This is a genomic window from Acidobacteriota bacterium, assembly GCA_020845575.1.
Lineage (GTDB): Bacteria > Acidobacteriota > Vicinamibacteria > Vicinamibacterales > Vicinamibacteraceae > Luteitalea.
On record JADLFL010000065.1, the window covers coordinates 1 to 11,478 of the forward strand.

General features: G+C 65.9%; 11 protein-coding genes and 2 tRNA genes. 5 read left to right on the top strand and 8 right to left on the bottom strand.

Annotation, left to right across the window (positions count from 1 at the left end; translation table 11 throughout):
- Positions 1–293, top strand: a 293-nt coding sequence (locus IT182_17220) for a Fe-Mn family superoxide dismutase (GenBank protein MCC6165090.1), incomplete at its 5' end; no start/stop codon positions are given.
- A 114-nt stretch (positions 294–407) separates the two neighbouring features.
- The gene (locus IT182_17225; protein MCC6165091.1) at positions 408–3,554 is read left to right on the top strand and encodes a HEAT repeat domain-containing protein; all 3,147 of its coding nucleotides are present in this window, start codon (positions 408–410) and stop codon (positions 3,552–3,554) included.
- An 18-nt stretch (positions 3,555–3,572) separates the two neighbouring features.
- Here IT182_17225 and IT182_17230 read toward each other — a convergent pair whose 3' ends face one another.
- Both IT182_17230 and IT182_17235 read right to left on the bottom strand, forming a co-directional pair.
- Positions 3,573–4,814 carry a molybdopterin molybdotransferase MoeA gene (locus tag IT182_17230; GenBank protein ID MCC6165092.1) on the bottom strand — a complete coding sequence of 414 codons (1,242 nt, stop codon included), beginning with the start codon at positions 4,812–4,814 and terminating at the stop codon, positions 3,573–3,575.
- A complete protein-coding gene (locus tag IT182_17235; protein MCC6165093.1) occupies positions 4,811–5,320 on the bottom strand; it encodes a molybdenum cofactor biosynthesis protein MoaB in 510 nt (169 codons plus the stop codon). Before IT182_17235 ends, IT182_17230 begins: the two co-directional genes overlap by 4 nt.
- A 116-nt stretch (positions 5,321–5,436) precedes the next feature.
- On the opposite strand from IT182_17235, the gene IT182_17240 reads away from it, so the two are divergent.
- Together IT182_17240 and tadA are read left to right on the top strand one after the other, a co-directional pair.
- Positions 5,437–5,513: transfer RNA gene (locus IT182_17240), tRNA-Arg, on the top strand.
- Positions 5,514–5,897: 384 nt separating this feature from the next.
- Complete coding sequence (gene tadA / locus IT182_17245) at positions 5,898–6,335, top strand: tRNA adenosine(34) deaminase TadA (GenBank protein MCC6165094.1); 438 nt, start codon at positions 5,898–5,900, stop codon at positions 6,333–6,335.
- A 10-nt stretch (positions 6,336–6,345) separates the two neighbouring features.
- Here tadA and IT182_17250 read toward each other — a convergent pair whose 3' ends face one another.
- From IT182_17250 to IT182_17260, 3 genes are read right to left on the bottom strand one after another with little or no spacing between them, the layout of a single operon-like run.
- Entirely contained in the window at positions 6,346–6,729 is a 384-nt protein-coding gene (locus IT182_17250) for a VOC family protein (GenBank protein MCC6165095.1), read from the bottom strand.
- Between the two features lie 58 nt (positions 6,730–6,787).
- Positions 6,788–7,459, bottom strand: coding sequence for a GNAT family N-acetyltransferase (locus IT182_17255; GenBank protein ID MCC6165096.1), 672 nt, complete (start codon positions 7,457–7,459; stop codon positions 6,788–6,790).
- A 41-nt stretch (positions 7,460–7,500) separates the two neighbouring features.
- The gene (locus tag IT182_17260; GenBank protein MCC6165097.1) at positions 7,501–7,713 is read right to left on the bottom strand and encodes a helix-turn-helix domain-containing protein; all 213 of its coding nucleotides are present in this window, start codon (positions 7,711–7,713) and stop codon (positions 7,501–7,503) included.
- A 119-nt stretch (positions 7,714–7,832) separates the two neighbouring features.
- On the opposite strand from IT182_17260, the gene IT182_17265 reads away from it, so the two are divergent.
- Positions 7,833–7,923: transfer RNA gene (locus IT182_17265), tRNA-Ser, on the top strand.
- A 182-nt stretch (positions 7,924–8,105) separates the two neighbouring features.
- Here IT182_17265 and IT182_17270 read toward each other — a convergent pair.
- From IT182_17270 to IT182_17280, 3 genes are all read right to left on the bottom strand, one after another.
- A complete protein-coding gene (locus IT182_17270) occupies positions 8,106–9,017 on the bottom strand; it encodes a hypothetical protein (GenBank protein MCC6165098.1) in 912 nt (303 codons plus the stop codon).
- Positions 9,018–9,192: 175 nt separating this feature from the next.
- Positions 9,193–10,764 carry a TIGR04141 family sporadically distributed protein gene (locus IT182_17275; GenBank protein MCC6165099.1) on the bottom strand — a complete coding sequence of 524 codons (1,572 nt, stop codon included), beginning with the start codon at positions 10,762–10,764 and terminating at the stop codon, positions 9,193–9,195.
- Between the two features lie 65 nt (positions 10,765–10,829).
- On the bottom strand, positions 10,830–11,420 hold the full coding sequence (locus IT182_17280; GenBank protein MCC6165100.1) for a hypothetical protein: 591 nt from the start codon (positions 11,418–11,420) through the stop codon (positions 10,830–10,832).
- Between the last annotated feature and the right edge of the window lie 58 nt (positions 11,421–11,478).

The window sequence follows — 11,478 nt, forward strand, 5'->3', positions numbered from 1 at the left end:
CGATCGACGCGAAGTTCGGCTCGTTCGACGCGTTCAAGGAAGCCTTCGCCAAGGCGGCCGTCGGCCGATTCGGCAGCGGCTGGGCGTGGCTGATCAAGAGCGGATCGGGCGTGGAGATCGTCAGCACGCCGAATCAGGACTCGCCGGTGATGGAAGGGAAGACGCCGCTGCTCGGTATCGACGTGTGGGAGCACGCGTACTACCTGAAGTACCAGAACAAGCGTCCCGACTACATCGCCGCCTGGTGGAACGTCGTCAACTGGGACGCGGTCAACACGCTGTTCACCGCCTGACACCCCGTTCGACGCCGTACACACATGTAGGGGCGACGCATGCGTCGCCCCTACGCGTGGCCAACCTGCCCGCCCGACCCTCCGCCGCCACTCGCTGTAGGCTGTACGCGGTCCATGCCCAGCCTGTCGCCGCGTTTCCGCACTCTCGCCATCGTGCCGGCGCTCGTCGCGTCGGTGTTCACGATCTCGAGCCACGCCATCCGGCAGGACGCGCCCTCGCGTGCGACGCACCTCCAGGTGCCCGACGGCTTCACGATCGAACGCATCGCCGGGCCGGAACTGCTGTCGTATCCGATGTTCGCCGTCCACGACGATCGCGGCCGTCTGTTCGTGTTCGAGTCCACCGAACCGAACACGATGACGACCGAGGAGATGCTCGCGACGCCGTCGTACCACATTCGCGTGCTCGAAGACGTCGATGGCGACGGGACGTACGACAAGAGCACGATGTACGCCGACAAGCTGCCGTTCCCGAAAGGCGGCGCGTTGGTCGACGGCAGCCTGTTCGTCTCGGCAGCACCAGACCTGCTGCGCTTCAAGGACACTGACGGCGACCTCGTTGCCGATGAGCGCGAGGTGGTGCTCACCGGCTGGACGCTCAATGTGAACGGCGCGGCGATGGGCGGGCCGTTCCTCGGTCCCGACGGCTGGCTCTACATCACCGATGCCCGCCGTGGATTCCGGATCACGCGTAAGGAAGGGGATACGCTCGAAGGCAAGGGCGCGCGCATCTGGCGCGTACGCCCCGACGGATCGGGGCTCGAGTGGATCGCGGGCGGCGGCTTCGACAACGCCACCGAGATCGCGTTCATGCCGTCTGGCGACGCCATCGGTACGATGACCTACTTCCTCGATCCGCGCGACGGGCTCCGCGACGCGCTGATGCACTGGGTCGAGGGCGGTGTCTATCCCAAGCCTCACGAATCGGTCGCCGCCGACGGGCTGCCGCTCACAGGTGACTACCTGCCGCCGATGACGATGCTGGCGCGCGTGGCGCCGTCTGGCGTGATGCGCTACAGGGGGGAGGCGTTCGGCGACGGCTTCCACGGCAACCTGTTCAGTGCGCAGTTCAACACCGGCCGCATCATGCGCCACATCGTCACGCCGCACGGCGCGACGTATCAATCCGAAGACCTGCCGTTCATGACGGCGACCACGGCCGATTCGCATCCGACTGACGTGCTGCAGGATGCCGACGGCAGCCTGATCGTGATCGAGACGGGCGGCTGGTTCATCAAGGGCTGTCCGCTGTCGCGCGTTGCCAAGCCGGATGTTGCCGGCGGCATCTACCGCATTCGCCGGACAGGCGCGCCGAGCGTGTCTCATCCGCGTGGCCTCGACGTGCCGTTCGAGACGCTGACGCCGGCGCGTCTCGGTGGACTGCTGGCCGATCGAAGGCCCGTCGTTCGCGACCGCGCGATCGACGCGCTCGTACGTGCCGGTGACGCCGCCGTCGGCGCGTTGGCCGACGCACGACGCCTGGCATCCGATGTCGAGACGCGTGCCGGCGCGGTGTTCGCGCTGCATCGCATCGGTACCCCCGCGGCTCGCGAGGCGGTGCGCGACGCACTCGGCGATCGCAATCCCGACGTTCGCGTGGCAGCCGCCCGCAGCGTTGGACTGGCGCGCGATGCGGCTGCGCTGCCGGCGCTGCTGCGAGTCGTCGTGACGGACGCGCCTGCCGTGCGTCGGCAGGCCGCGACGGCACTCGAGCAGATCGGCCAGCCCGAAGCCGTGCCGGCGTTGCTGAAGGCGGCGCAGGATCCCGCCGATCGGTTCGTCGAGCATGCGGTCATTCACGCGCTCATCGGATTGCGACAGCCGGCGCCGCTCGTCACCGCGCTCCAGTCGGCCTCGCATGCCGAACGTCGCGCGGCACTCATCGCGCTCGATCAGATGCCGGGAACCGATCCGGCAACGCGCCCGCACCTGCGCCAGGAACACGTCAGGCCGTTCCTCGCGTCCAGGGACGAGGCGTTGTGGCGCACGGGCATCTGGGTGGCCTCGCATCATCCGGGATGGTCGGACTTGATCGTGACAGGCGTGCGTGCGCGTCTCGATGCGCCAACGCTCACTGACGCAGACGGAGCCATGCTCCGCGACGTCATGGTGAGCGTGTGCCGCGACGATGATGTCCAGCGGCTGATCGCTGCTGACGCCAGCGGCGTGCGGGCCGCGATCGTGTCCGAGGTGATCAGGTCGTGTCCTGTTGCGAAGATGCCGCCCATCTGGGTCGAGGCGTTGCGCAGGCAGATGGCGAGCACCGACGCAGAGGTGCGTGCCCGCGCGATCCGACTCGTGGCGGCGCGGCGCATCGAGGCGCTCGCCGGCGACCTCGCTCTCATGGTCGCTGACTCGTCGCTGCCGCAGTCGCAGCGCTTCGAAGCGATGGACGCGCTGATCCTCGTACGCCCTGGCATCGACGAGCCGACGTTCGGCTGGCTGACGTCGCGACTCGACGCGTCGCAGCCGGCACCCGTGCGTCAGCAGGCGGCCGGCGTTCTCGCGCAGGGGGCGCTCACCGATGCGCAGCTCGTCGCGCTGGCCGAACGTCAGCTTGCCAATGCTGACGCGTTCGTGTTGCCACGACTCGTCGCGGCGTTCGATCGCAGCACGAGTGAACAGGTTGGCGACGCGCTCGTGAAGGCGCTCGCGCGATCAACCGATCGGCTCGACGTGCTCTCGGAGCCGGACCTCGCGGCGCGGCTGGCGAAGTTTCCGGAGCCAGTCGGCAGGAGCGCGGCGCCGCTGATGCTCGCGCTGCGCCAACGGCAGAACGCGAGATTGAAGCGGCTCGAATCGATCGATGGCGGTCTCGGTCGCGGCGACATCGACGCCGGACGACGGCTGTTCTTCGGCAAGGCGACGTGCTCGACCTGTCACGCGGTGGGGCAGCAGGGGGCGACGTTCGGGCCTGACCTGAGCAACATCGGCGAGATCCGGTCGCGTCACGACATCCTTGAAGCGATCCTCTACCCGAGCGCCAGCTTCGCGCGCGAGTACGAAACATGGCGCGTGCGGACGAAGTCGGGAGAGAACACTGGCGTCATCAAGGAGCAGTCGACCGATGCGATCGTGATCGAGACGGGTCCTGGTGCGTCAGTGCGGATGCCGCGTGAGGCGATCGTGGCTGTCGAACCCGTCGAGTTCTCGGCGATGCCGCCCGGCCTGGAGCAGATCCTGAGCGCCGCGGAACTCGCCGACCTGATGGCCTATCTCGAAGCGCTGCCCGACCCGTTCGATCGCAGGAAGCGGATGTAGACGGACGTATCCCGCGGATCAATACAGGACCACCGTCACGCGCGTGCCGGCGTCGATGCGCGTCACGCCCGTTGGCACCTCGACGTATCCGTCGGCGTCAGACAGGCTCGTCACGTCGCCCGAGCCCTTGAACATGGGCACGGCGTCCTCACCGTCGAGTCGCACGGGGTGAATCTGCAGGCGATCGATGGGCGATGTCAGCGTACGCGTCAGCGTTGCCTGACGCGTGATCGATGGGAGCGGGGGCAGGGACGCCAGTTGTCGCACGAGCGGACGCAGCAGCAGGTACGCGTTCGAGAGGCACGACGTCGGATTGCCTGGCATCGCCAGCACGAGCTGACGCCCGATGCGCGCGAACGCGGTCGGCTTGCCGGGCTTCACGGCAATGCCATGGAACACGACAGCGCCGCGTTCGGCGAGGATGTCGCCGCACAGGTCCCGTTCGCCGACAGACGATCCGCCGGAGCACACGACGAGGTCGGCGGCAGCCGCGGCATCGAACGCCGCGCGCCAGGCGTCGATCGTGTCGCGCACGAGCGGCAGGCGTCGCACGTGGGCTCCGTTGGCCTCGCAGATCGCCGCGAGCATCACGCGATTCGAGTCGTAGATGTGTCCGTGTGCGGGCGTGCCCGTGTGTTCGGATGCATCGAGGAGTTCGTCGCCGCTCGCGACCAGCGCAACGATGGGGCGGCGGAGCACCGGGAGTGCGCGCAGCCCGAAAGAGGCTGCGACGCCGAGTCGCGCCGGCGTCAGGACGTTGCCGCGCCGCAGGACGATCGCGCCTGTTGCGACGTCGTGTCCGCGCTTCACGATGTGGTCGCCGTGCGTTGCCGGCATCGTGAAGCGGACGCGGGCCTCGTCGCGATGCGTACGCTCCACCATCACGACGGCGTCGGCGCCCGTGGGGACTGGCGCCCCGGTGGCGATGTCCACGCACGAACCGCTGGTGACGTCGGCGTCAGGACCGGTGGCCGGTCGCGCGTGCCCGGCCAGTTCCAGCCACACGGGATGCGCGTCTGACGCCTCGGTCAGAGCGTCCGAGCGCACTGCATATCCGTCCATCGCCGACCTGTCGAAGCCAGGCACGTCGAACGGCGCCGGCACATCGTCTGCCAGCACGCGGTCCTTCGCATCGTCCAGAGAGCACAGCTCACGATCACTGACCGGCGCGACGGCCTCGTCAATCAGGCACCGCGCCTCGTCAAGCGGCAGGACGTCGCCGAACGGCCGCATCCCGCCGAAAGACGAGGGGGAAGTCATGTCCGCCTGCGCGCTTCGCGCACCATGTGCCCGAGTTCGGGCAGCACCAGCTTTTCCATGGCCAGGCGCACGGCAGGCTCAGATCCGGGCAGGACGATGACGACGCGGCACTGAGAGACGCCGGCGCACGCGCGGCTCAGCATGGCGGCGGGTCCGATCTCCTGGTAACTCAACATGCGGAACAGTTCGCCGACGCCGGGGATCGGCGTGTCGAGCATCTTCATGATCGCGTCGTACGTCGTGTCGCGTGGCGCGATACCGGTCCCGCCCGTCGTCACGATGACGTCCACCTCGTCGCGCGCGCGCTGCGACTGTACCCAGCGCTGGACGGCGCTCGGGTCGTCCTTGACGAGGCCACGCCCGACTACCTGGTGGCCGTGCTGCTCGAGCAGCGCGACCAGGAGGCTGCCGCCCGAATCCGTGTCGGGCGTGCGCGTGTCGGAGACCGTGAGGACCGCGCAGCGGACCGACGCCGGTGCGTCAGCGCGGTGTTGCGTGTGTGACACGAAGGCCATTATGGCAGGGCGCCGCGTGCGGTGGCTGGCGACTGGCGCTTGTGGTACACTCCGTTTTCTGTGCCGCGTCGCCCGGTCCCTCCCGGGTGCACTGCCGCCGCCCCGAAGCGCCCTTAGCTCAGCTGGATAGAGCGTCTGGCTACGAACCAGGAGGTCGCACGTTCGAATCGTGCAGGGCGCACCATCCTCACTTCGTTCGTCTGGTACGCCCTGCCCGCTGTCAGCGGCCGGTGCCTCGCATTCCGCTCAGCACCCGGCCGTCGAATCGTGGGTGGTTCTGCGCCGTACCAGCCTCGCTCCGCTCGTCTGGTGCGCCCTGCCCGCTGTCAGCGGCCGGTGCCTCGCGTTCCGCTCAGCACCCGGCCGTCGAATCGTGGGTGGTTCTGCGCCGTACCAGCCTCGCTTCGCTCGTCTGGTCGCCTCTGCACGATGTCAGCGGCAGTCGCCTCGCCTCACGGCTCGGCGTCTCGCAGGTGGCCATGCGCCATCCCGCTGGACCGCGCATGACTGACGCGGCAGAATCACTCGCGTGACTGACGAATCGACAGCCTCGCGCGACGTGCTGGCGATGCGCGAGGCGCTGCGACTGGCGGCATACGGGGGCTCGCTCGGCGAAGTCCCCGTCGGCGCCCTCGTCGTACGCGACGGGATCGTGATCGGCCATGGGTACAACAGGCCCATCGTCGCCACCGATCCCACGGCGCACGCAGAGATCGTCGCCCTGCGGCAGGCCGCTGCCTACACCGGCAACTATCGGCTTACTGGTTGCGAACTCTACGTCACCGTCGAGCCGTGCACGATGTGCGCGGGCGCGCTCGTGCACGCCCGCATCGCGCGGCTCGTCTTCGGCGCGCGCGAACCACGCGCCGGCGCCGTCGTGTCGACGATGGAGGTGCTGGCGTCATCGTCGCTGAACCATCGCGTCGAGGTCGTCGAGGGCGTGCGGGCCGACGAGGCGCAGCGCCTCATGCAGGAGTTCTTCCGCGCGCGCCGAGCGACCGCGTGACGCGGCCCGATCAGGACACCGTCCGCACGGGTGAGCCGATCCACCACGTGTTGCCGTTGGGGTCGATCACGCCGCCGTTGCGGTGGCCGTACGGCATGTCCTGCGGCTTGCTCTCCTCGGTGGCGCCGGCTGCGAGGGCCTGCGCCCACGTCGCGTCCACATCGTCTACCCAGAGGTAGATCGCGGCAGAGCGAGACGCCCATTCGGGGCCGCACTGGCCGAGCATGACGAGCGAGTCGCCGATGGTGACCTCGGCATGCGCGACGCGGCCGTCCGGTGTGCGTGTGCAGTCCCTGATCTCCGCCGAGAAGGCCGCTTCGAGGAAGCGCAGTTCGGCATCGGCGTCGTTCACCACGAGGTAGGGGGTGACTGTGCGATAGGTGTTGTCGGTCATGCGTCGATCCTCGCGCGGACACGCCCGCCCGCGACTGGAGAGATGTGACCTCGTTGGTCTAGCTCCGACAGGCGGCGAGCGTGCGACGTTGTTGGCCTGCCGCGTCGAAATTGTCGGGCGCGAGCCAGCGCTCGAAGGCGGCTCGCAGCGCGGGCCACTCGCTGTCGAGCATCGAGAACCACGCCGTGTCGCGATTGCCGCCCTTGAAGACCATGTGCTGCCGGAACGTGCCTTCGTATGTGAAGCCGAACCGATCCGCGGCGCGCCGCGACGGCGCGTTGCCGGCGTGGCACTTCCACTCGAAGCGGCGGTAGCCCAGCGTGTCGAACACGTACGCGGCGGCGAGGTAGAGGGCCTCGGTGGCCACGCGCGTGCGCGCGATGGCCGGCCCCCACAGCACGTGACCCACTTCGATGACGCCGTGCGCCGGATCGATGCGCATCAGCGCCTGGCGCCCTTCGGCGCGTCCCGTTGTGCTGTCGATGACGGCGAAGAACAGCGGATCGTCGGTGCGCAGCGCACGGTCCATCCACGTGTGGAACGCCTGCGCGTCGACGGGCGGGTCGTCGAACAGGTAAGCGAAGCGCGACTCTTCACCGGGCGCCGAGGACGCCTCGTACAACGCGACTTCGTGCGCTGACGACAGCGGCTCCAGGCGTGCGTAGCGTCCGTCGAGGATCGTGCGAGTGGGACGCGGGACGGGCGTCCACGTTGCGAGGTCTGTGAGCATGTCGTTGTCGAGATGAGAGCTGGCCCGTCACTGACACGTCGTCATGGGATCCAGCGCCCTGGCGATCCTATCGCGACGTGGGTGTGATGCACCGCGCGGCGATCGAGGTATGCCGATGGCAGCATCCCGGCGAACGCGTGGCACTCGCGCATCAGGTGTGGCTGATCGGCGAAGCCGCAATCGGCGGCGATCGCTGCCCAGTCGTCTGGCGTGCCTCGTGCCGCGCGTGCGAGGGCGAGCTGGAACCGGCGCACGCGGCAGAAGCGCTTCGGCGGCAGGCCGACCTGTGCGGTGACCGAGGGCGGCGAGCGAGGAATGCCGGTGCGGCGTCGCCCGTCGAGGCGTGTGCTACCATCAAAGTTCCTGCCCGCGCGGAGAGGTACCGAAGCGGTCATAACGGGGGCGCCTCGAAAGCGTCTAGTCGGGAAACCGGCACGTGGGTTCGAATCCCACCCTCTCCGCCATCTCTAAGCTACTGAAAACAAAGAGAATAGGTCTTTCCTTGCTGATTCATGTACGACTCTTGTACGTGACGACGTTGGGACCACTGAAGGATGGACCCGCGCGCGAGAGCCACCGGGGAGCATCCTGGCCCAGCCCCCTCCTCTTCGCGAGGCTCGGCGGCCATTACCCACTCGACTCGCGTCTACCGAGGGCCGGTACGGCGGCCGCGAAGGACTGGCCTGAAGTCCTGGCGTCGGCGCTTCTTTGGCGGTGTGGCATGACCTACCGCCAACCGCGCGAACCGTGGCATCAGCAGATTCCCGACGTAGTCGAGGAGCTGGGCGAGGACGCGGAAGATGTCCTCATCAACGAAGGACGGCAGTTCGTCGACCTCGCGAAGGGCTATGTAAACCATCAAGTAGCCATCCATCTGCACTTCGCCGTCCGCACCGGGCGGATAGCTGGTGAGGATTGCGCGGTCGTAGATGCGGTCCTGCATGATCAACAGGTCGGTCTCCCCGCCGTCCGTGTACCGGATGCTGACATGGGCATGTCTGGCGACACCAGACGCCAGCATCAGCCGACGGTGTTTGTCGATGTTCTCGAGCCTGTCGAGGACCCACAAAGGGTGCGCGGTGTAGTCAAGGCCCTTGTCCCGAGAGTGGTACGGCTGCAGGCTGTCAATGAGTGCTGCGACAGCGTCGGGCGTGCCATGAATCCGCCGCAGCTTTGTGACCTGATGCAGGTACCCCTCCTTGGTATCGCGAATCGGAAACATGGTCCGGCTGTCGGGAACGCCCTCAGGCTTCGCCGGGTTGGTAGAAATGAGGGCGTAGACGATGTGGTCGAGGGCAGACCTGAGGTTGTGAACACAGTCACCAACCAAGAGACCGATGACAGGCGGGGGCGAGGGGAGATGGGCGACGGCGTTGTACTGCTGCGTCTTGGTGCTGAACTCAGCGCGAACGCCACAGTCGTTGCGCACGAATCGACGGAACATGCGCTGGGCCACCTCAAAGTGTTTGCCAGCACGCATGGCCTTCTGCCTGGCTATGGCCAACTCAGTTTCGCTGACCTTGATCTTGTCGCTCTTCGGTTGCTGCTTCCGCGCCATTCTTCCTCGCGTCGGCCGAGTTCGTCGTTTGATACACGCATGACGTTGTAGCCCAGCCTCGAGATTGGTGAGACTGCCTGTCCACAGATCCGCCGACTTCAGCGTCGCCCCGGAGCTTGCTGGCCGCGTCTGTGGCCAGTCGCACACGACGCAAAGGGAGCCATGCAGACTCACTCTAGACTTCGTGAATGTGGAACAACCGCGGTGTCAGTCCCATCCTCTGAAGTTCACGGCTGTGGAACAGCAAATTCACCTTCGTGAAGAAGGGGAGGCCGCTCGGGACGGCCTTGCTGGCTGGCGCCGAGATGGCGTAAACGACCGAGTGTTTGCTAGGTTCGACCTTGTCTGGATCAACAAGAGTCTGAAGAGCCGCTGGGAGCGCCTTTCGAAAGGTCTCGCGATACCCCTTGTCATCAACGAACAGTCGCGCCGACACCGTTCCCTGCGCCAATAGATGACTCAGCGTGGCGGATCGGGTGTGCTTCTTGACATGGACAAACTCGCCTTTGGCGGTGAACAAATCACACACTTCGATCGTGCTTGCGGCTCCCTTCGGCTGCACGACGCGCTTGTCCATCAACACCATGCCCTTGCTGGCAGATGCAGCGGCGTTGTAGTCGCCCTCCGACGTGCCTTTGCTCAAGGTTGGCAAGAAGCCCTTGGCCTTGATGACGGGGAGCTGATCGATCTCAGCATCAACGTGCTGCGCGTATTCTGGGTGGACTTCATACCACTTGTTCAAAGTGAGCACGTAGACGCGCGACTTGTAGCGAATCTGAAAGACAGCCCCTTGCCTGACGCTGAAAACGTCGACAGGACTGCCATCGTCGGTGACCGCGGCGATCTTCACCTCGAGGTGATCGTCGGCATCTGGGTGCTCTTCGTTGTAAGCCGTCAGGATCTCCAGGGCGTTCAGGTCTTCAAAGTCCCGGCGCCAATGTCCCCGACTCACTCGGTAGCCGCTTATGCGTTCGTAGCCAGCAATGTCTGGCAGCGCAAACCCCAAGGCAGAGACCTCTGTCCTCTTCAGTGCGTCGGCCAGCTTGCCATCAAGGACGCCGATAAGAGTCTCGTCTCGAATCGGACGGACTTGATCGATGAACGAGAAGTGCTTCGCGTAGCTCTTTGAGCCGTAGCGCTTCAACAGCTGCAGGCATTTTGCTCCAAGGGCAGGAAACGCTACGTCCCCGGTCAGATAGCAGGCGTCGGCTCCGGCAACACGCTTCCCGAACGTGTCGTCGTCCGGAACCCCCTCAAGCCTTGAAAGAAGGTCATGGTAGAAGTCGACGTCGAAGACGGCCAACCCAGAGTCCTGATTCACGACGTGCTGCTTGGAAACAGTTGTCGGATCGATATTCCTGGCTTGAACGCTCCGTAGCTTCTTCGGATCCACGCTGTTCAACGTGACCTTGAGGCCGAAGTCTGGCTCCAGCCGCGAGCGATTGATGGCTGCGAAGCCGTGTCCGAAGGTCACCGCAAAGACACGCCCGCTCACCTTGATTAGGAGAACGAATGAACTCGTTCGATTGAGAGGAGCCGAAGGCTGCACGGCACAGTACGGCTCGACGAATGACCACCAATTCGGAGCCGCTGGCTTGTTGGCCTGAAGGTGCGCTTCGGCTTCGAATGGGACCGTTTCCTTTAGCGGCACCTCCACGTATGAGCCGCCGGGCGCATTGCCCCCGTCTCTCCACACCTGATCGAACGACGCAACCGACTTCTTGAAGAGGTAGTACGTGATTCGCACTCTGGTCCTCCGATTTCGGTCGCGCAGCTTGTCACGTGTGCGGCTCAGACCGAGTTAAAGCGCATTCACATGGCCGTCAGTTCGTAGCTCTTTCCAACGCGAACGCGGCGAATGCGGCCAGTCTTTTCCAGCCATGCCGCCAAGGTTTCGAGCCGAGGCACGTCGGCGTCGGGAAGACGGTCGCGAAGGGCAGACCGCAAGACATCTGGGTGCTCCGACACGACGGCCATGATCTGTCCAACGGGCCGCAGGTCCGCAGCCGCGGCTTCGCCAACAGGTCGCCAGAGCTCCAGTTCGTCAACGGTCGACATTGTCTTCTGAAGAAGGCGGACGCCATCCTCGTCCTGAAGCACCGCTACGATCGTGCCTCCTGTATGCACGGCCACTGAGCTCTGAATGTCCCAACGACCGTACTCGCGCTTCCAGGCGGCAACAAAGGCCGGCAGAAGCGCGTACGTCTGCCGTGAGAGGCTGGCGACCTTCGAGTAGTCTCGCGCTCTATGAGCCGCCTGAATGTGCTCATGCAGACCAAAGTACCGTTGCGATACCGCCTTCGCTTCGGCGAGCGACATCCGTCCACCAGAGACTCTCGGCTCTGGAGGAGCTTCGAGGTCCCGCGCACTGCGCTTGCCGAGTCCGGTCAACCGCTTCAGCATGCAGAAGCCTTAGTCCACCAGTGCCTTGAACACGGCATCGCTCGAGTCCTTGTAGAAC

Coding starts and splice junctions, on each gene's coding strand:
- IT182_17225 (MCC6165091.1), top strand. CDS start 408: ATGCCCAGCCTGTCGCCGCGTTTCCGCACTCTCGCCATCGTGCCGGCG.
- IT182_17230 (MCC6165092.1), bottom strand. CDS start 4,814: ATGACTTCCCCCTCGTCTTTCGGCGGGATGCGGCCGTTCGGCGACGTC.
- tadA (MCC6165094.1), top strand. CDS start 5,898: ATGCGCGAGGCGCTGCGACTGGCGGCATACGGGGGCTCGCTCGGCGAA.
- IT182_17250 (MCC6165095.1), bottom strand. CDS start 6,729: ATGACCGACAACACCTATCGCACAGTCACCCCCTACCTCGTGGTGAAC.
- IT182_17255 (MCC6165096.1), bottom strand. CDS start 7,459: ATGCTCACAGACCTCGCAACGTGGACGCCCGTCCCGCGTCCCACTCGC.
- IT182_17270 (MCC6165098.1), bottom strand. CDS start 9,017: ATGGCGCGGAAGCAGCAACCGAAGAGCGACAAGATCAAGGTCAGCGAA.
- IT182_17280 (MCC6165100.1), bottom strand. CDS start 11,420: ATGCTGAAGCGGTTGACCGGACTCGGCAAGCGCAGTGCGCGGGACCTC.